The organism is Pseudomonas sp. c313 (assembly GCF_055407145.1).
Genome location: NZ_JBUZRD010000003.1, coordinates 233,294 through 252,886 on the forward strand (window position 1 = coordinate 233,294; position 19,593 = coordinate 252,886).

Annotated in this window: 18 protein-coding genes and 1 other RNA gene; 15 read left to right on the forward strand and 4 right to left on the reverse strand. The window is 60.4% G+C overall.

What is annotated here, in order from left to right; genetic code table 11:
- Positions 1-9: 9 nt before the first annotated feature.
- Positions 10-780: a YiaD family glycine zipper/OmpA-like lipoprotein gene (locus ACZRKZ_RS10585; RefSeq protein WP_149410923.1), complete on the forward strand. Its 771-nt coding sequence runs from the start codon at positions 10-12 to the stop codon at positions 778-780.
- Positions 781-849: 69 nt separating this feature from the next.
- Here ACZRKZ_RS10585 and ACZRKZ_RS10590 read toward each other — a convergent pair whose 3' ends face one another.
- The 4 genes from ACZRKZ_RS10590 to ACZRKZ_RS10605 all read right to left on the reverse strand — a co-directional run bounded on the left by ACZRKZ_RS10590 (position 850) and on the right by ACZRKZ_RS10605 (position 4,309).
- On the reverse strand, positions 850-1,431 hold the full coding sequence (locus ACZRKZ_RS10590; RefSeq protein WP_149410924.1) for a BON domain-containing protein: 582 nt from the start codon (positions 1,429-1,431) through the stop codon (positions 850-852).
- Positions 1,428-2,021: a phosphoheptose isomerase gene (locus tag ACZRKZ_RS10595; RefSeq protein WP_133099833.1), complete on the reverse strand. Its 594-nt coding sequence runs from the start codon at positions 2,019-2,021 to the stop codon at positions 1,428-1,430. The genes ACZRKZ_RS10590 and ACZRKZ_RS10595 overlap by 4 nt, the downstream gene beginning before the upstream one ends.
- Before the next feature lie 105 nt (positions 2,022-2,126).
- Entirely contained in the window at positions 2,127-2,498 is a 372-nt protein-coding gene (locus tag ACZRKZ_RS10600) for a YraN family protein (protein ID WP_133099832.1), read from the reverse strand.
- Entirely contained in the window at positions 2,498-4,309 is a 1,812-nt protein-coding gene (locus ACZRKZ_RS10605; RefSeq protein WP_463981569.1) for a penicillin-binding protein activator, read from the reverse strand. The genes ACZRKZ_RS10600 and ACZRKZ_RS10605 overlap by 1 nt, the downstream gene beginning before the upstream one ends.
- Before the next feature lie 187 nt (positions 4,310-4,496).
- On the opposite strand from ACZRKZ_RS10605, the gene rsmI reads away from it, so the two are divergent.
- The 14 genes from rsmI to ACZRKZ_RS10675 all read left to right on the forward strand — a co-directional run bounded on the left by rsmI (position 4,497) and on the right by ACZRKZ_RS10675 (position 19,592).
- Entirely contained in the window at positions 4,497-5,402 is a 906-nt protein-coding gene (gene rsmI, locus ACZRKZ_RS10610; RefSeq protein ID WP_178114381.1) for a 16S rRNA (cytidine(1402)-2'-O)-methyltransferase, read from the forward strand.
- A 94-nt stretch (positions 5,403-5,496) separates the two neighbouring features.
- Positions 5,497-5,850, forward strand: an RNA gene (gene rnpB / locus ACZRKZ_RS10615) — RNase P RNA component class A.
- 355 nt (positions 5,851-6,205) lie between these two features.
- Positions 6,206-6,661 carry a division/cell wall cluster transcriptional repressor MraZ gene (mraZ, locus tag ACZRKZ_RS10620; protein WP_003171868.1) on the forward strand — a complete coding sequence of 152 codons (456 nt, stop codon included), beginning with the start codon at positions 6,206-6,208 and terminating at the stop codon, positions 6,659-6,661.
- Complete coding sequence (gene rsmH, locus ACZRKZ_RS10625) at positions 6,658-7,605, forward strand: 16S rRNA (cytosine(1402)-N(4))-methyltransferase RsmH (protein ID WP_371923849.1); 948 nt, start codon at positions 6,658-6,660, stop codon at positions 7,603-7,605. The genes mraZ and rsmH overlap by 4 nt, the downstream gene beginning before the upstream one ends.
- Positions 7,602-7,895: a cell division protein FtsL gene (ftsL, locus tag ACZRKZ_RS10630; RefSeq protein WP_463967149.1), complete on the forward strand. Its 294-nt coding sequence runs from the start codon at positions 7,602-7,604 to the stop codon at positions 7,893-7,895. The genes rsmH and ftsL overlap by 4 nt, the downstream gene beginning before the upstream one ends.
- Complete coding sequence (locus ACZRKZ_RS10635) at positions 7,895-9,637, forward strand: peptidoglycan D,D-transpeptidase FtsI family protein (protein ID WP_463981825.1); 1,743 nt, start codon at positions 7,895-7,897, stop codon at positions 9,635-9,637. The genes ftsL and ACZRKZ_RS10635 overlap by 1 nt, the downstream gene beginning before the upstream one ends.
- Positions 9,637-11,100, forward strand: coding sequence for a UDP-N-acetylmuramoyl-L-alanyl-D-glutamate--2,6-diaminopimelate ligase (locus ACZRKZ_RS10640; protein ID WP_463981570.1), 1,464 nt, complete (start codon positions 9,637-9,639; stop codon positions 11,098-11,100). Before ACZRKZ_RS10635 ends, ACZRKZ_RS10640 begins: the two co-directional genes overlap by 1 nt.
- On the forward strand, positions 11,093-12,463 hold the full coding sequence (locus tag ACZRKZ_RS10645) for a UDP-N-acetylmuramoyl-tripeptide--D-alanyl-D-alanine ligase (protein WP_463981571.1): 1,371 nt from the start codon (positions 11,093-11,095) through the stop codon (positions 12,461-12,463). The genes ACZRKZ_RS10640 and ACZRKZ_RS10645 overlap by 8 nt, the downstream gene beginning before the upstream one ends.
- A complete protein-coding gene (gene mraY, locus ACZRKZ_RS10650) occupies positions 12,463-13,545 on the forward strand; it encodes a phospho-N-acetylmuramoyl-pentapeptide-transferase (RefSeq protein WP_133099825.1) in 1,083 nt (360 codons plus the stop codon). Before ACZRKZ_RS10645 ends, mraY begins: the two co-directional genes overlap by 1 nt.
- A gap of 5 nt (positions 13,546-13,550) precedes the next feature.
- A complete protein-coding gene (murD, locus tag ACZRKZ_RS10655; RefSeq protein ID WP_463967146.1) occupies positions 13,551-14,897 on the forward strand; it encodes a UDP-N-acetylmuramoyl-L-alanine--D-glutamate ligase in 1,347 nt (448 codons plus the stop codon).
- On the forward strand, positions 14,894-16,117 hold the full coding sequence (gene ftsW / locus ACZRKZ_RS10660) for a putative lipid II flippase FtsW (RefSeq protein ID WP_149410930.1): 1,224 nt from the start codon (positions 14,894-14,896) through the stop codon (positions 16,115-16,117). The genes murD and ftsW overlap by 4 nt, the downstream gene beginning before the upstream one ends.
- Positions 16,107-17,177, forward strand: a complete 1,071-nt coding sequence (gene murG, locus ACZRKZ_RS10665; RefSeq protein ID WP_463981572.1) for an undecaprenyldiphospho-muramoylpentapeptide beta-N-acetylglucosaminyltransferase — start codon at positions 16,107-16,109, stop codon at positions 17,175-17,177. Before ftsW ends, murG begins: the two co-directional genes overlap by 11 nt.
- Complete coding sequence (gene murC, locus ACZRKZ_RS10670; protein WP_463967145.1) at positions 17,170-18,627, forward strand: UDP-N-acetylmuramate--L-alanine ligase; 1,458 nt, start codon at positions 17,170-17,172, stop codon at positions 18,625-18,627. Before murG ends, murC begins: the two co-directional genes overlap by 8 nt.
- The gene (locus ACZRKZ_RS10675) at positions 18,624-19,592 is read left to right on the forward strand and encodes a D-alanine--D-alanine ligase (RefSeq protein ID WP_463967144.1); all 969 of its coding nucleotides are present in this window, start codon (positions 18,624-18,626) and stop codon (positions 19,590-19,592) included. Before murC ends, ACZRKZ_RS10675 begins: the two co-directional genes overlap by 4 nt.
- Position 19,593: the final 1 nt, after the last annotated feature.

Sequence of the window (19,593 nt, forward strand, 5' to 3'; positions counted from 1 at the left end):
AGCTTCTCCATGTTCACTTCGCGTCGTCTGCTTGTTGTTGCTACGGCTGTAGCCTTGTTGTCGGGCTGTGCTTCACCCAATCCTTATGATGGTAGCCAGGGACAGGCGAACGAGGGTTCGCAAGGCATGAGCAAAACCGCCAAGTACGGCGGGCTTGGCGCACTGGCTGGTGCGTTGGCCGGTGCGGCCATTGACCATAACAACCGTGGCAAGGGTGCGCTGATCGGCGCCGCCGTCGCCGGTATCGGCGCTGCAGGTTATGGCTACTACGCTGACCAGCAGGAAAAGAAACTGCGCGAAAGCATGGCCAATACCGGTGTCGAGGTTCAGCGCCAGGGCGATCAGATCAAGCTGATCATGCCGGGTAATATCACCTTTGCCACTAACCGCGCCGACATTGCTCCCAGCTTCTACCAGCCCCTGAATAACCTGGCGAACTCCTTGAAGGAGTTCAACCAGAACCAGATCGAAATTGTCGGCTACACCGACAGCACCGGCACTCGTCAGCTCAACATGGACCTGTCCCAACGTCGTGCGCAAAGCGTGGCGACCTACCTGACCTCCCAGGGTGTCAGTGGTGCCAACCTGTCGGCACGTGGTGCCGGCCCGGATAACCCGATTGCCAGCAACGCCGACGTCAATGGCCGCGCGCAGAACCGCCGTGTCGAGGTCAACCTCAAGGCGATTCCTGGCCAGCAGTACGGCCAACCTGCACAGCAGCAACAAGCGCCGCAGCAGAACAACCAGTTCCAGGGCAATCCCTACCAGCAGTACCAGTAACCGCAAGCCAATAAAAAGGGCGCCGTGCAATCAATGCACGGCGCCCTTTTTTGTTGCGGCCCGGTTACATCAATCGATGTACTCGAACAGCTTCACAATTTTCTGAACCCCGGATACGCCCTGCACCAGGTTGGTGGCGCGGGTGGCTTCCTGCTGGGTCAGCAGGCCCATCAGGTAAACGATGCCGTTATCGGTGACGACCTTGATCCGTGAGCCGGGAATCGCACTATCGGTCAGCATCTGCGTCTTGATCTTGGTGGTCAGCAGCGCATCGCTGCTGATTGCCAGGAGCGTGATGGGTTGCAGTACCTGCAGCTCGTTGTGGACCTTTTTGACCCGTTGCACGGTGGAGGCCGCTTGCTCAGCCTGGGCCTTGAGGTCGGTGCGCGGAGTTTGTCCGGCGAGCAGCACCACACCGTTGAAGCTGGTCACGACAATGCGCGACGCGCCGTTGCCCAGATCCGGGCTGGCCTTGGCGACGTTGACGGCGACCTTGGTTTCGATCAACGAGTCATCGATCTTGCTGCCGAACGTACGGGTGCCCTTGTCATCGTTGATCGGTGTGTCGCGGCTCGCGGTGATTACCGAGCTGCAGCCGCTGATGCCGAGGCACAGCGTAAGGGCCAATAGGCTGAGACGGTTAACGGTCATTCTTCACTCCCAAACAGTTGGCTGTCGATCAGATCGCACAGGCAGTGGATCGTCAGCAGGTGGACTTCCTGAATACGTGCGGTGACATTGGCCGGGACGCGGATCTCCACGTCTTCGGGCAACAGCAGCGAGGCCATGCCGCCGCCATCACGGCCGGTCAATGCTACGACAATCATTTCACGATCATGTGCGGCCTGGATCGCTTGAATAATGTTCGCCGAGTTACCACTGGTGGAAATCGCCAGCAGTACATCGCCCGGTTGGCCGAGGGCGCGAATTTGCTTGGAGAAGATTTCGTTGTAGCTGTAGTCGTTGGCGATCGAAGTGATCGTCGAGGTGTCGGTGGTCAGGGCGATGGCCGGCAGGCTCGGTCGCTCACGCTCAAAGCGGTTGAGCAGCTCGGAGGAGAAATGCTGGGCGTCGCCGGCGGAACCGCCGTTGCCGCACGAAAGCATTTTGCCTTCGTTGAGCAGGGCGTTGACCATGACTTGGCTGGCTTGCTCGATGTGCGGTGCAAGTACGTCCATCGCCTGTTGCTTGGTATCGATACTGGCCTGGAAAAGCTGGCGAATTCGGGATTGCATGTCCATCTGTGTGACCTTAAGTAGCGCGGCTGTTTGGCACAAGAATGTGCAGCCCGCAAAGCAAAGAGCAAAAGTGTGCGGTGAATATGTCCGGCCTGGCCTGAGTGCTGGTCAGCCGTCAAACGCGTTGCGCAGCCAGTTCAGATCGGCGGTTCCGTGCGGGGTGCTTTCTATGGCGACCACATCGAAACGGCAGGGGTAATCGGCCCAGCGACGCTCGCTCAGCAGGAAAAACTGCGCGGCGAGTATCAGCTTTTGACGCTTGCGCCCGTCGATACTGGCGAGCGCGCCACCCCATTGTGCGTGTTTTCTGTAGCGGACTTCGACGAATACTACTGTATCGCCGTCAAGCATGACCAGATCAAGCTCGCCGCGTTTGCACAACCAGTTCTGCGCCACCAGCCGCAGGCCCTGTTGTTGCAAGTGTTTGAGAGCTTGAAGTTCGGCGTCCTTGCCGCTTTGTGCGCTTGACCGCTGGGGCATCAGCGCGGGGTATCGGGCAGGCGTTGAACCTGGCCACTGACGAACTGTGCCCATGGCATCTGGCGTTCGACCCGCTGAGTCGGGGTCATGCCCAGGCTGCCGGAGAGGCCGTCAATGCGAGTATCCGGCAGTGCCTTGAGCTGACCCAGGCGTGGGGCCAGGCGGTAGGCGTCAACGCCCATTGCGTAGAGCCGGCCCAGGCTGCCGTTGGCCTGTGGCCATTGTGCGGCGACCTGATTGCGCAACGGATCAGTGGTGTTGAGCAGCCATGGTGTTTCGCAGAACAGAATGCCGTTCATGTCGAGGTACTGGTTCTTGTCGCCACTGGCGCTGAACACGTGGGAGGTGGCATACACCGGCACATCACCTGCGTACTGGAAATTCAGGGTCGGCTTGATCTGCTGGGCTTGCTGCGGTGTTACGGCGAGGAAGATGAACTCGATGTCCTGGCGGCGCGATGGCTGCGCGGAAACATCGGTGCCGACGGTGCTTTGCAGGCTCTTGGCGCGACCTTCGCTTTGGCGCAACTGGAACAGATCGGCAATCTGCTGGGCCAGGGCGACCGGCTGGTCAACGTGTTCGACACCGATCACGGTGCCGCCATTGGCTTCCCAGTCCTGGCGGAAGGCCTTGAATACGCGGTCACCCCATTCGCCTTTCGGCACCATGGCGGCTGCGCGGTGCAGGCCGTCGGCGCGGGCGCGGCGGGAGACTTCGCGGGCTTCGTCCTCGGCAGCCAGACCGAACTGGAACAGTTGCGCAGGACCTTGGTCACCCTCGCTGTAGTTCAGGGCGAGGGTAGTGATAGGTAATTGCGGGCGAGCATTGAGTTGCTTGACCAGCGGTTTCTCCAGCGGGCCGATCACCAGTTGCACACCGGCAGCCTGGGCCTTGCTGTAGAAATCATCGATGGAGGTCAGGCGCGAGCTGTCGTAGAACTCGATGATCGGTGGTTTTTGCCCGGCTTGTTCAGCCTGGTAGTGCGCAGCCATGAAGCCTTCGCGCAGAGCCTTGGCCACTGCGGCCAGCGGACCTTCCTGGGGCAGCAGCAGGGCGATCTTGTTCAAGGGCTGGCTGGCCAGCTCCTTGAGCTTGATCAGCGGCAGCGGCAGTTGGGTTGCAGCAGGGTGGCCAGGGTTCTGGGCGCGCCATGTGTCGATGGCGGCTTGCTGTTGTTCCAGGGTGCCGGCGCTCTTGACTGCCAGGGCGAGGCTGATCCAGCCGTCGAGCGTTGGGTTATTGGTCGCTTGCAGTTGCTCTGCAGGCAAGGCAGCAATTAAGGTCCAGATGGCTTCATGGTTGCTGCTGGCCGCGTCGCCGCTGAGCAGCGGGGCCATGTCGACACGCTCGCGAGCGGCGGCCAGGGTCTGGCCATCAGCTTCATAAGCGCGTGCATGCACGGTGCCCGTACGGATCTGCTGTTCCGGCGGCAGCTCCTTGAGGTTTTGCAGGCTTGGATGGTTCAGGGCCGTCAACGCCGCCTTGGGCTGGTTGCGGGTCATGGCCAGTTCTGCCGCCAGGGTGCTGGCGAATACCTGTCCCGCAGGCTTGAGGCTATCCAGTGGCACTTGCGCAAGTATCTGCGCGGAACGTCCGGGATTGTTCTGGTGGAAAGCCAGGTCCGCCGCGCTCAGACGCAGCAGCGAGGCTTTTTCAGGCGTCTTGGCCGAAGCGGCCTGTTCGAGCAGCTGCTCGATACTGGCATCCGGAGTCCGTGGGAGGTCGCCAAGGCTGGACGAGGGCGAGCTGGCGCAAGCCGCCAACAGGGCAGCGAGGCAGAGGGCAGAGAACAGCCGCAGACAAGCGATCATGTAAGTGTTCCTGATACCGATCAAATTAGCGTGGAATTGTACCCAAGCACTGGCCGGGGCGCGATGTTACTGGCGTGAAACCGTCTATTTAGATCGTGTAAATATTGCCGGGCACTACCAAAGTCAACAAACAGGCAGGCCGCGAGCGATCCCGGTGGCGCATTTTTTTTGACGTCTACGCGCTACAATGTGGCTTTTGCCAATCATCGAGGTGTGCGCTTTGACTGCTCCAGGTCCTTTGAATTCCACTGCTGGCTCGCTTTTTGTGGTGGCGACGCCCATTGGCAACCTGGACGACATCAGTGCGCGGGCATTGAAAGTGTTGCGTGAAGCCAAACTGATTGCCGCTGAAGATACTCGCCACTCCCTGCGTTTAATGCAGCATTTCGGTATTTCCACACCGCTTGCGGCTTGCCATGAGCACAACGAGCGTGAGGAGGGTAGCCGCTTTATCACCCGACTGCTGGCTGGCGATGATGTGGCGCTGATCTCCGATGCCGGCACGCCGTTGATCTCCGATCCTGGCTACCACCTGGTGCGTCAGGCGCGGGCTGCTGGTATCAATGTAGTGCCTGTTCCGGGAGCGTGCGCGCTGATTGCGGCATTGTCTGCGGCCGGTTTGCCGTCGGACCGCTTTATCTTCGAAGGTTTTCTGCCGGCCAAGGCCGTAGGGCGTCGGGCGCGTCTTGAATTGTTGAAGGAAGAGCCGCGCACCCTGATCTTCTATGAAGCCCCGCACCGCATTCTTGAATGCCTGCAAGACATGGAACTGGTGTTTGGTGGTGAGCGCCTGGCGTTGCTGGCACGGGAGCTGACCAAGACTTTCGAAACCCTCAAGGGCCTGCCGTTGGAAGCGTTGCGCGCGTTTGTCGAGGGTGACAGTAACCAGCAGCGCGGCGAATGCGTGGTGCTGGTGGCGGGCTGGTCGGCACCGGAAAGCGAAGATGCTGTCGGTAGCGAGGCGATGCGGGTCCTGGATTTGCTGCTTAAAGAGATGCCCCTCAAGCGTGCAGCCGCCCTGGCGGCGGAAATTACCGGCGTGCGCAAGAATGTGCTTTATCAGGCCGCGCTCGATAAGCAGAAGAGTGAATAGTTCCGCCGTTTAACCTGCGATACGTCGGAAGATGATGGCACTGCTGGCTTTAAAGCTTGTTCTGAAGGGCTCGTGCCGTTAATCTTTGCGGCGGAGAGTCGATTGGACAGTCGCTGCCCTCTATGAAAATTAGGGGGGGGAGGAAAGTCCGGGCTCCATAGGGCGAAGTGCCAGGTAATGCCTGGGAGGCGTGAGCCTACGGAAAGTGCCACAGAAAATAACCGCCTAAGCACTTCGGTGCCGGTAAGGGTGAAAAGGTGCGGTAAGAGCGCACCGCACGACTGGCAACAGTTCGTGGCTAGGTAAACCCCACTTGGAGCAAGACCAAATAGGGTTCCAAGGCGTGGCCCGCGCTGGAACCGGGTAGGTTGCTAAAGATGTCCAGTGATGGCCATCGTAGACGAATGACTGTTCAAGACAGAACCCGGCTTATAGATCGACTCTCCACCTTTTTCCCCTCTGTCTGAATCTCGGGCAGAAACCTGGTAGTAACGCAAGAATCCCTCCCTGCCAAATCGTTGGCAGATGCGTCTTCGTAATACCGAAAAAATCTTACTCTTAATAAATTACTTTAACTTCAAGCTCTAGCTCTTTGAGTCACTTGTGGTTGTTGAGTCAAAACCACCTTGGAACTCTCGTTTCTCCTCCTTTTACCTTCCTAAATCTCCGTTCTGTAAGGCTTTTCCTTTAATCCGCGCCTTGACGGTGTGGTGGGCGCATTCCTATAGTGTGCGCAAGTGGCGGAAAGTGGCACAAAGTGGGTTTTTTGAACGTAAAACGCTAAAAATTGGAGAAACGCATCTGTGTTTCGCGGAGCTAACGCTATCAGTCTCGATGCAAAAGGCCGTCTCGCCATGCCGAGCCGGTATCGTGACGAGCTCATTTCGCGAAGTTCCGGACAGTTAATCATCACTATCGATGCCGTTGACCCTTGTTTATGCGTTTACCCACTCGACGAGTGGGAACTGATTGAAACCAAGTTGCGTGCCCTGCCTTCGTTGCGTGAAGAAAACCGCCGTCTGCAACGTTTGCTGATTGGTAATGCCGTCGACCTTGAGCTCGATGGCAGTGGTCGTTTCCTGGTTCCGCCGCGTCTGCGCGAATACGCCAAGCTGGATAAGCGCGCAATGCTGGTAGGCCAACTGAACAAGTTCCAATTGTGGGACGAAGATGCCTGGGATGCTGTTTCTGCAGCGGACCTGGCTGCTATTCAACAACCGGGCGCCATGCCTGATGAACTGCGTGATTTGATCCTGTGACTATTGATAGCGGCTTTAACCACATCACCGTACTGCTTGACGAAGCCGTCCAGGCTCTCGCCGTACGCCCTGATGGTTGCTATTTAGATGGCACATTCGGGCGTGGCGGGCACAGCCGCTTGATACTCAGCCAGCTCGGTTCCGACGGAAAACTCCTCGGGTTCGACAAAGACCCCCAAGCGATTGCCACCGGGCAAGCGCTAGCGGCCGAAGACGGCCGCTTTGTCGTTGTGCAGCGCAGTTTTGCCGAGCTCGGTGCGGAAGTCGCTGAGCGTGGCATGGCAGGTAAGCTGGCCGGGGTTCTGCTGGACCTGGGCGTGTCTTCTCCACAGCTGGACGACCCTGAGCGCGGCTTCAGCTTCATGAACGACGGCCCGCTGGACATGCGCATGGACCCGACCCGTGGTGTCAGCGCCGCGCAGTTCATCGCCACCGCTCCAGTGGAAGAAATCGCCCGTGTGTTCAAGGAGTACGGTGAAGAGCGTTTCTCCGGTCGCATGGCCCGCGCCGTGGCCGAGCGCCGGGTAATCCAACCGTTCGAACGCACCGCCGACCTGGCCGAAGTGCTGAAAGTCGCCAACCCGGCGTGGGAAAAGGGCAAGAACCCGGCCACCCGCGCTTTCCAGGGGCTGCGTATTCACGTCAACAACGAATTGGGCGATCTGGAGACCGGCCTCGAAGCTGCTCTGGAATCCCTGGAAGTGGGCGGTCGCCTGGTGGTGATCAGCTTCCACTCCCTGGAAGACCGTATCGTCAAGCTGTTCATGCGTCGTCTGGTCAAGGGCGAAACCGATAACTTGCCGCGCAACCTGCCGGTACGTTTCGAAGCTTTTGTGCCGAAAATAAAAATCCATGGCAAAGCGCAGTTCGCCTCCGAAGCCGAACTCAAGGCCAACCCACGTGCTCGCAGCGCGGTCATGCGCGTCGCGGAGAAGCTGCGGTGAGCAAGCTCTTCGCCAAGCCCCTTCCGGGCGGCAGCTTCTTTATGTTGCTGCTGTTTATCGGCGTGCTGGTGTCCGCGATTGCGGTGTCCTATAGCGCCCACTGGAACCGCCAATTGCTTAACTCCCTGTACGGGGAGTTGAGCGTGCGCGACAAGGCGCAGGCGGAGTGGGGTCGGCTGATTCTTGAGCAAAGCACCTGGACGGCCCACAGCCGGATCGAAGTGCTGGCCGCCGAACAGCTGAAGATGCACATTCCGGGCGCTGCAGAAGTTCGCATGGTGGCGCCATGATGAAACTCGAAGGCGCACTCTACCCATGGCGTTTCCGTGTGGTGCTGGGTTTGCTGGCACTGATGGTCGGCGCGATTGTCTGGCGCATTGTCGACCTGCAAGTGGTGGATCGCGACTTCCTGATCGGCCAGGGCGATGCCCGCAGCCTGCGTCATATTCCGATTCCTGCGCACCGCGGGCTGATTACCGACCGCAACGGCGAGCCTCTGGCCGTCAGTACGCCGGTGACCACCCTGTGGGCTAACGCCAAGGAACTGCAAGTCGCCAAGGACAAATGGCCGGAACTGGCCATCGCCCTGGGCCAGGACCCGAAAGCCCTGAAGGAGCGCCTGGAAGCCCAGGCCAATAAAGAATTCATCTACCTTGTTCGCGGGCTGACCCCTGAGCAAGGTCAGCAGGTGCTCGACCTGAAAATCCCCGGTGTTTATGGCATCGAGGAATTTCGGCGTTTCTACCCGGCCGGTGAAACCACTGCCCACATGGTTGGCTTCACCGACATCGATGACCACGGCCGCGAAGGTGTGGAGTTGGCCTACGATGAATGGCTGGCCGGGGTCCCCGGCAAAAGACAGGTCATCAAGGATCGGCGTGGCAGACTGATCAAGGATGTCCAGGTCACCAAAAACGCCAAGGCCGGTAAGCCCTTGGCGTTGTCGATTGACCTGCGCCTGCAATACCTGGCCAACCGCGAGCTGCGTAACGCCATCATCGAGAACGGCGCCAAGGCCGGTAGCCTGGTGATCATGGACGTGAAGACCGGCGAGATCCTCGCCATGGTTAACCAGCCGACCTACAACCCCAACAACCGTCGCAACCTGCAACCGGCGATGATGCGCAACCGCGCCATGATCGACGTGTTTGAGCCGGGTTCGACCATGAAAGCCATCTCCATGAGTGCCGCTCTGGAAACCGGACGCTGGAAACCCAGCGACAAGGTCGAGGTTTATCCGGGCACCCTGCAGTTGGGCAAGTACACCATTCGTGACGTGTCCCGCACCGAAGGTCCGGTACTGGACTTGACCGGAATCCTGATCAACTCCAGTAACGTTGGCATGAGCAAGGTCGCCTTCGATATCGGCGGTGAAGCCATTTACCACCTGGCCCAGAAGGTCGGCCTCGGTCAACCCACCGGCCTGGACTTCCCGGGTGAGCGTGTTGGTAACCTGCCGAACTACCGCGAATGGCGCAAGGCAGAGACCGCCACGCTGTCCTATGGCTACGGATTGTCGGTGACGGCGATCCAGTTGGCCCACGCCTTTGCCGTGCTGGCCAACAACGGCCGCATGGTGCCGCTGAGCCTGATCCATGTCGACGAAGCGCCGAAGGCGACCCAGGTCATCCCGGAAAACGTCGCCAAGACCATACAAGGCATGCTGCAACAAGTGATCGAGGCGCCGCGCGGTGTGTTCCGCGCCCAGGTACCGGCGTATCACGTGGCCGGCAAGTCCGGTACCGCCCGTAAAACTTCGGTCGGCATCAAGGGCTACGCAGAAAACTCTTATCGCTCGTTGTTCGCCGGCTTCGGTCCCATGAGTGACCCGCGCTACGCCATCGTTGTGGTCATCGACGAACCGAGCAAAGCCGGCTACTTCGGTGGCCTGGTCTCGGCACCGGTGTTCAGCAAAGTAATGTCCGGCACCCTGCGCCTGATGAACATCACGCCGGATAACCTGCCGCCTACTCAACAAGCGAACGCCGGACCACCGGCCGCTGCTGTAAAAGCCAATGGAGGGCGCGGCTGATGTCTCTTAGCCTGAACAAAATTTTTGCCCACGCTGGCCGTGATCTGCTGATTCGCGAATTGACTCTGGACAGCCGTAACGTACGTGCCGGCGACCTGTTCCTGGCGGTACCAGGCGGCAAGCTCGACGGACGCGCCCATATCGCCGACGCCTTGCAGCGTGGTGCGGCAGCAGTGGCCTATGAAGTCGATGGCGCTACCGTACTGCCAATTACCGATGTGCCCTTGATTCCGGTCAAGGGCCTGGCGGCGCAGCTGTCGGATATCGCTGGGCGCTTTTATGGCGACCCGAGCCGTACCCTGAACCTGATCGGTGTCACCGGTACCAACGGCAAGACCAGCGTGACCCAATTGGTCGCCCAGGCCCTAGACCTGCTAGGCCAGCACTGCGGCATTGTCGGCACCCTGGGCACTGGTTTTTATGGCGCGCTGCAAAGCGGCCTGCACACCACGCCCAACCCGATTGCCGTCCAGGCGACCCTCGCTGATCTGAAAAAGGCCGGTGCCAAGGCGGTCGCCATGGAAGTATCGTCCCACGGCCTGGATCAGGGCCGGGTCACCGCCTTGGCCTTCGACGTGGCGGTGATGACGAACCTGTCTCGCGATCATCTGGATTACCACGGCACCATGGAGGCTTACGCTGATGCCAAGGCCAAGCTGTTTACCTGGAATGACCTGAAGTGCCGGGTAGTCAATCTGGATGATGAATTCGGTCGGCAGTTGGCAGCACAAAAAAGTGAAGCACGCCTGATCAGCTACAGCCTGGAAGATTCCAGCGCGTACCTTTATTGCCGCGAAGCCCGGTTTGACGACGAAGGTGTGCGCGCCACGCTGGTGACGCCTCAGGGTGAGCACCATTTGCGCAGCACCTTGCTGGGTCGCTTCAACCTGAGCAATGTCCTCGCGGCCATCGGCGCCTTGCTCGGTCTGGATTACGCCCTGGACGAAATCCTGCGAGTGCTGCCCAAGCTCGAAGGGCCGATTGGTCGCATGCAGCGCCTCGGTGGCGGCACGCAGCCGTTGGTGGTGGTCGATTACGCTCACACTCCAGATGCCCTGGAAAAAGTCCTGCTGGCCCTGCGCCCCCACGCCAAGGGCAAGTTGCTGTGCCTGTTCGGCTGTGGCGGTGACCGCGATCGCGGCAAGCGCCCATTGATGGCCGAAGTGGTGGAGCGTTTGGCCGATGGTGTGCTCGTCACCGACGATAACCCGCGCAGCGAAGCCCCGAGCCAGATTTTCGACGATATCCGCGAAGGTTTTGTCGACGTCGCGAAAGTGACCTTTGTTGCCGGCCGCGGCGCCGCTATTGCCCAACTGATTGCCAGCGCCAGCGCTGACGATGTGGTGGTGCTCGCCGGTAAAGGCCACGAGGACTACCAGGAAATCAACGGCGAACGCCATGCCTTCTCCGATCTGGTAGAAGCCGATCACGCCTTGACTGCGTGGGAGGTGGCCCATGCTTAAAGCGCTCAAATTCAGCGAACTTACCCAGACTTTGTCGGCTCGTGTGCTATCGGCCGATTGCAGCTTTGACGGCGTCAGCATCGACAGCCGGGCGATCAAGCCTGGGCAACTGTTCGTCGCCTTGGCCGGTCCTCGCTTCGACGGCCATGATTATTTGAATGACGTCGCTGCCAAAGGCGCTGTCGGTGCCCTGGTACAACGCGAAGTCGCTGATTCGGTGCTGCCGCAGTTGCTGGTGGCCGACACTCGTCTGGCCTTGGGCCAACTGGGTGACCTGAACCGCGCCGCCTTCGGCAATCCTGTCGCGGCCATTACCGGCTCCAGCGGCAAGACCACCGTCAAGGAACTGTTGGCAGGCATCCTGCGCACGCGCGGGCCAGTACTGGCCACTCGTGGCAACCTGAACAATGATTTCGGCGTCCCGCTTACCCTGCTCGAACTGGCCCCGGAACACACGGCGGCGGTGATCGAACTAGGGGCTTCGCGCCTTGGCGAAATCGCCTACACCGTGGCCATGACCCGGCCCCATGTCGCCGTGATCAACAATGCGGGCACTGCCCACGTTGGCGAGTTCGGCGGCCCGGAGAAAATCATCGAGGCCAAGGGTGAAATTCTTGAAGGCCTGGACGCTTCTGGCACCGCGGTACTGAACCTTGATGACAAGGCTTTTGAGATCTGGCGTGTACGCGCCGCCGGTCGCAAGGTCTTGAGCTTCTCGGTGCGCAACGCCGCAGCTGATTTCCACGCATCAGGTATCACCGTCGACGCACGGGGCTGCCCGGCTTTCACCTTGCATAGCCCGCAAGGCGATGAACACGTGCAGTTGAATCTGCTGGGCAACCACAACGTCGCCAACGCTCTGGCTGCTGCTGCTGCCGCTTACGTATTGGGCGTCTCGCTGTTCGGTATTGCTACCGGCCTTGGCGCGGTGCAACCGGTCAAGGGTCGCACCGTTGCGCAACTGGCAACTAACGGCATGCGCGTCATTGATGACACCTACAACGCCAACCAGTCCTCGATCTGTGCCGCCATCGACCTGCTGACCGGTTTCGAGGGTCGCAAGGTGCTGGTTCTTGGCGATATCGCCGAACTGGGCGACTGGGCTGAACAAGCTCATCGCGAAGTCGGCGCTTATGCCGCAGGCAAAGTGGATGCCCTGTACGCCGTGGGATCGAACATGGCCTACGCAGTGAACGCCTTCGGGCCGGGCGCGCAGCACTTCGCCACCCAGGCCGAGCTGATCCAGGCGCTGAGCGGCGCAGAACAAGACAAACACACCACTATTTTGATCAAGGGATCGCGCAGCGCGGTGATGGAAAACGTCGTCGCGGCCTTGTGTGGCTCAAGTATGGAGAAACATTAATGCTGCTGCTGCTGGCTGAGTATCTGCAACAGTTCCATAAAGGCTTCGCGGTCTTTCAGTACCTGACCCTGCGCGGGATTCTCGGGGTGCTGACCGCGCTGTCGCTGTCGCTGTGCCTGGGTCCCTGGATGATTCGCACCCTGCAAAGCCTGCAGATTGGCCAGTCGGTCCGTAGCGATGGCCCTCAGTCGCACCTGGCCAAGTCCGGCACTCCGACCATGGGCGGCGCGCTGATCCTCTCGTCCATTGGCATCAGCACTCTGTTGTGGGCTGACCTGCATAACCGCTACGTCTGGGTGGTGCTGCTGGTGACCCTGCTGTTTGGCGCCATCGGCTGGGTCGATGACTATCGCAAGGTGATCGAGAAGAACTCCAAGGGGCTGCCAAGCCGCTGGAAGTATTTCTGGCAATCGGTGTTCGGTCTCGGCGCGGCGATCTTCCTTTACATGACCGCGCCAAGCGCGGTGGAAACCACACTGATCCTGCCGATGCTCAAGGACATCAGCATTCCCTTGGGTGCAGGCTTCGTGGTGCTGACCTACTTTGTGATCGTCGGCTCCAGCAACGCAGTCAACCTGACTGACGGCCTCGACGGCCTGGCGATCATGCCGACGGTGATGGTGGGCGGCGCCCTGGGCATCTTCTGCTACCTGTCGGGTAACGTGAAATTTGCTGAATACCTGCTGATCCCATATGTCCCGGGTGCCGGTGAACTGATCGTGTTCTGCGGCGCGCTGATCGGCGCCGGCCTGGGCTTCCTGTGGTTCAACACGTACCCGGCACAAGTGTTCATGGGTGACGTCGGCGCACTGGCGCTGGGCGCTGCACTGGGCACCATCGCTGTGATCGTCCGTCAGGAAATCGTCCTGTTCATCATGGGCGGTGTCTTCGTAATGGAAACCTTGTCGGTAGTGATCCAGGTGGCCTCCTTCAAGTTGACCGGCCGCCGCGTATTTCGCATGGCGCCGATTCACCACCATTTTGAACTCAAGGGCTGGCCTGAGCCGCGTGTGATTGTCCGTTTCTGGATTATCACCGTGATTCTCGTACTGGTCGGCCTTGCCACCCTGAAGCTGAGGTAGAACGAGTGTCTCTGATCGCTTCTGACCACTTCCGCATCGTTGTCGGCCTCGGCAAGAGCGGCATGTCCCTGGTTCGCTTCCTGGCGAACCGGGGCACGTCGTTTGCCGTGGCCGATACGCGGGAAAATCCACCGGAGCTGGTCACGCTGCGCCGTGACTACCCGCACGTGGAAGTGCGTTGTGGCGAACTGGATGTCGAGTTTCTCTGCCGTGCCGACGAACTCTACGTGAGCCCCGGCCTGGCGTTGGCGACCCCAGCCCTACAAGCGGCAGCGGCCCGTGGCGTGAAGCTGTCCGGCGATATTGAGCTGTTCGCGCGTAACGCGAAGGCACCGATCGTGGCCATCAGCGGTTCCAACGCCAAGAGCACTGTTACCACCCTCGTCGGCGAAATGGCGGCTGCGGCCGGCAAGCGTGTGGCCGTGGGCGGCAACCTCGGCACCCCTGCGTTGGATCTGCTCAGCGATGACGTTGAGCTGTACGTGATGGAGCTGTCGAGCTTCCAGCTGGAAACCACCGACCAACTGGGCGCCGAAGTGGCCACCGTGTTGAACGTCAGCGAAGACCACATGGACCGCTACAGCGGCCTGCCGGCGTATCACCTGGCCAAGCACCGGATCTTCCGTGGTGCGCGGCAAGTGGTGGTCAACCGCCAGGATGCCCTGAGCCGTCCGCTGATTGGCGAAGGTTTGCCGTGCTGGACCTTTGGTTTGAGCAAGCCGGACTTCAAGGCTTTCGGCCTGCGGGAAGAGAATGGCGAGAAATACCTGGCCTTCGAATTCCAGAACCTGATGCCGGTGCGTGAATTGAAAATCCGTGGTGCCCATAACCAGTCCAATGCCCTGGCGGCGCTGGCCCTGGGGCATGCCGTCGGTTTGCCGTTCGATGCCATGCTCGAAAGCCTGCGCACCTTCACCGGTCTCGAACACCGCTGCCAGTGGGTTCGCGACCTGGATGGCGTGAGCTACTACAACGATTCCAAGGCCACCAACGTCGGTGCCGCACTGGCCGCCATCGAAGGCCTGGGTGCCGATATCGAAGGCAAGCTGGTGCTGATCGCCGGCGGCGACGGCAAGGGTGCCGACTTCAAGGACCTCAAGGCTCCGGTGGCTGCTCATTGCCGCGCCGTCGTCCTGATGGGCCGTGATTCGGACCTGATCGCCACTGCCCTGGGCGACGCGGTGCCACAGGTTCGCGCGCAATCCCTGGATGACGCCATCGCCCAATGCCGAGCCCTTGCTCAGCCGGGTGATGCTGTGTTGCTGTCGCCAGCGTGCGCCAGTTTCGACATGTTCAAGAACTACGAAGAGCGCGGCCAGTTGTTCGCCGGCGCCGTGGAGGCCTTGGCATGACGCTCGATCTGCGCAACATCATCAAGCCATACCCATCGCCGCTCATTACCGGGCGTGGCATTGATCTCGACTTCCCAATGCTCGTCGGGTGCCTGGCGTTGCTGGGCCTGGGCCTGGTGATGATCACTTCGGCGTCCTCGGAAGTGGCCGCCGTTCAGTCGGGCAACACCCTGTACCACATGCTCCGCCACCTGATTTACCTGGTGATCGGTTTGGGCGCGTGCATCGTCACCATGATGATCCCCATCGCCACCTGGCAACGCCTGGGCTGGCTGATGCTGATCGGTGCCTTCGGCTTGTTGGTGATGGTGATCGTCCCCGGCATTGGCCGCGAAGTGAACGGTTCGATGCGCTGGATCGGCTTCGGTGCGTTTAACGTGCAGCCGTCGGAAATCGCCAAGGTGTTCGTGGTGATCTACCTTGCCGGCTACCTGGTGCGGCGACAGAAGGAAGTGCGCGAAAGCTGGATGGGCTTCTTCAAGCCCTTCATCGTGCTGCTGCCCATGGCCGGCCTGTTGCTGATGGAACCGGACTTCGGTGCCACCGTGGTGATGATGGGCGCGGCGGCGGCGATGCTGTTCCTGGGTGGAGTAGGCTTGTTCCGCTTTGCCTTGATGGTCGGGCTGGCAGTAGCGGCGGTGACGATCCTGGTTCAGGCGCAACCCTACCGGATGGCGCGTCTGATCACCTTTACCGACCCCTGGTCCGACCAGTTCGGCTCCGGCTACCAGTTGACCCAGGCCTTGATCGCCTTCGGTCGCGGCGAGTGGCTGGGCGTGGGCCTGGGCAACAGCGTGCAGAAGCAGTTCTACCTGCCGGAAGCCCACACCGACTTCGTGTTCTCGGTCTTGGCCGAAGAGCTGGGTGTGGTTGGCTCCCTGGCTACCGTCGCACTGTTCGTCTTCGTCTGCGTGCGGGCCATGTACATCGGTCTGTGGGCCGAGAAAGCCAAACAGTATTTCGCCGCTTATGTGGCGTACGGGCTGGCGTTCCTGTGGATCGGCCAGTTCCTGATCAACATCGGCGTGAACGTCGGCCTGTTGCCAACCAAAGGTTTGACGCTGCCGTTCCTCAGTTACGGAGGTAGTTCGCTGGTAATTTGCTGCGCCTGTCTGGGCTTGCTGCTGCGTATCGAGTGGGAGAGTCGAACCCATTTAGGCAGTGAGGAGATGGAGTTCAGCGAAAGCGACTTTGCCGAGGAGCCGACCCATGGGCGCTAACGTGCTGATCATGGCGGGCGGCACCGGCGGCCACGTGTTTCCGGCGCTGGCCTGTGCCCGTGAATTCCAGTCGCGCGGTTACAGCGTGCATTGGTTGGGTACCCCGCGCGGGATTGAAAATGAATTGGTACCCAATGCCGGGTTACCGCTGCATTTGATCAACGTCACCGGCCTGCGGGGCAAGGGCAAATTGTCCCTGCTCAAGGCGCCGTTTGTGTTGCTCAAGGCCGTATGGCAAGCACGCAAGGTGATCCGTGAGTTGAAACCGGTCTGCGTGTTGGGCTTTGGTGGTTATGTGACGGGGCCTGGTGGTGTCGCGGCCAAGCTCGCTGGCGTGCCGGTGATCGTCCACGAACAGAACGCCGTCGCAGGGACTGCAAACCGCCTGTTGGTGCCGTTGGCTGCTCGGGTCTGCGAAGCGTTCCCCAATACCTTTGCTGCATCGGACAAACGTCGCACCACCGGCAACCCAGTACGTACCGAACTGTTTATGGAAATCTCCCGTCAGGCCCTGGCCGGACGCAAGGTACATCTGCTGATCCTGGGCGGAAGCCTGGGGGCCGAGCCGCTGAATAAATTGCTGCCTGAAGCCCTGTCGCAGCTCCCGGTGGAACTGCGTCCCGAGGTCTTCCATCAGGCGGGCAAGAATCACGATGAAGTGACCGCCGGGCGTTACCGCGATGCAGGTGTCGAGGCCAACGTACAGCCTTTCATCAAAGACATGGCCCAAGCCTATGGCTGGGCCGACCTGGTGGTCTGTCGCGCAGGTGCGTTGACCGTCAGTGAACTGGCTGCCGCCGGTCTGCCGTCCTTGCTGGTGCCTTTGCCCCATGCCATCGACGATCACCAGACCCGCAACGCCGAATATTTGGCCGGGGAGGGCGCTGCCTTCCTGCTGCCGCAAAGAACGACTGGCGCCGCCGAATTGGCCGCACGCCTGACCGAGGTTTTGATGCAACCGGAACGACTCAATAGAATGGCGAGCACCGCAAGCCGCCTGGCCAAACCTGACGCAACCCGCAACGTGGTCGATATCTGCCTGGAGGTGGCCCATGGTTGAGAATCAAAAAGCCATGCCGCAACCGGAAATGCGCCGCATCCGTCGCATCCACTTCGTCGGCATCGGCGGCGTGGGCATGTGCGGGATTGCCGAGGTGCTGTTGAACCTTGGCTATCAGGTGTCCGGTTCCGACCTGAAAACTTCGCCGGTCACTGAGCGCCTGGAGTCTTTCGGTGCGCAGATTTTTATCGGTCACCGTGCCGAAAACGCCACCAATGCTGATGTGCTGGTGGTGTCCAGCGCAGTGAATACTTCCAACCCGGAAGTGGCCGCCGCCCTTGAGCGCCGCATTCCCGTGGTGCCTCGCGCCGAGATGCTGGCCGAGCTGATGCGCTACCGCCACGGCATCGCCGTCGCCGGTACTCACGGCAAGACCACCACCACCAGCTTGATGGCCTCGGTGTTCGCCGCTGGCGGCCTGGACCCGACTTTCGTGATCGGTGGCCGGCTGAATGCAGCAGGCACCAATGCACAGTTGGGTACCAGTCGCTACCTGATTGCCGAAGCCGATGAAAGCGACGCCAGCTTCCTGCACCTGCAGCCGCTGGTGGCCGTGGTCACCAACATCGACGCCGATCACATGGCGACTTACGACGGCGACTTCAACAAACTGAAGAAAACCTTCGTTGAATTTCTCCACAACCTGCCGTTCTACGGTTTGGCGGTGGTGTGCCTGGACGATCCGGTGGTGCGCGAGATCCTGCCGCTGGTCAAGCGTCCGACCTTGACCTACGGCTTCAGCGAAGACGCCGACGTGCGCGCCATCAATGTTCGCCAGCAAGGCATGCAGACCTTCTTCACCGTGCTGCGCCCTGATCGCGAGCCGCTGGACGTGTCGGTGAACATGCCCGGTAACCACAACGTGCTCAACTCCCTGGCAACCATCTGTATTGCTAGCGACGAGGGTGTCAGCGATGAAGCCATCGTTGAAGGCCTGTCGCGCTTTGAAGGTGTGGGCCGGCGCTTCCAGGTCTACGGCGAGCTGCCGGTGGAAGGCGGCAACGTGATGCTGGTGGACGACTACGGTCACCACCCAACCGAAGTCGCCGCTGTGATCAAGGCCGTGCGTGGTGGCTGGCCGGAACGTCGCCTGGTGATGGTCTACCAGCCGCACCGTTACAGCCGTACCCGCGACCTGTACGACGACTTCGTCAATGTATTGGCCGATGCCAACGTACTGCTGCTGATGGAAGTCTATCCGGCCGGTGAAGAACCGATCCCTGGTGCCGACAGCCGCAAGCTGTGCAACAGCATTCGTCAGCGCGGACAACTGGACCCGATCTACATCGAGCGCGGTGTCGACCTGGCGCCTATCGTCAAGCCGTTGCTGCGTGCTGGCGACATCCTGCTGTGCCAGGGCGCCGGTGATATCGGCGGCCTTGCCCCTAAATTGCTTGCCAGCCCGCTGTTTGCCGGCGCCGTGGCCGCGCCACAGGGGAAGTCGAAATGACCACTGACTACGGCTCCCTGTTCTCCACCATCAAACCTGCGGACTTTGGTCGTGTGGCTGTGCTGTTCGGCGGCAAGAGCGCTGAGCGTGAAGTGTCCCTCAAGTCTGGCAATGCCGTGCTGGAGGCGCTGCTCAGTGCTGGCGTGAACGCGTTCGGTATCGACGTGGGCGACGACTTCCTGTCGCGCCTGCAGGCCGAAAAGATCGATCGCGCCTTCATCATTCTTCACGGCCGTGGCGGTGAAGACGGCAGCATGCAGGGCCTGCTGGAGTGCCTGGGTATTCCTTATACCGGCAGCGGCATCCTTGCTTCGGCGCTGGCCATGGACAAGCTGCGCACCAAGCAGGTGTGGCACAGCCTGGGCATTCCGACGCCGCGTCACAGTGTTCTGCGTAGCGAAGAAGATTGTATTTGTGCAGCCAAGGAACTGGGCCTGCCTTTGATCGTCAAACCAGCCCATGAAGGCTCCAGTATCGGCATGGCTAAAGTGAACTCAGCCGCCGAATTGATTGACGCATGGAAAGCGGCCAGTACCTACGACTCGCAAGTGTTGGTGGAACAGTGGATCTGCGGTCCCGAATTCACCATCGCGACTCTTCGTGACCAGGTATTGCCGCCTATCGCATTGGGCACGCCCCACACCTTTTACGACTACGACGCCAAGTACCTGGCTTCCGATACCCAGTACCGGATTCCGTGTGGCCTCGATGCTACCAAGGAACAGCAATTGATGGACCTCACGGCGAAAGCCTGTGAGGCGCTGGGTATCGCCGGTTGGGCGCGGGCAGACGTGATGCAGGATGACCAAGGGAACTTCTGGTTCCTCGAAGTCAATACCGCACCAGGGATGACCGATCACAGTCTGGTACCTATGGCAGCTCGTGCGGCCGGATTGGATTTCCAGCAGTTGGTGCTGGCCATTCTGGCCGCCAGTGTCGCCAGTAACGAAGAGCCGAGAGATTAAG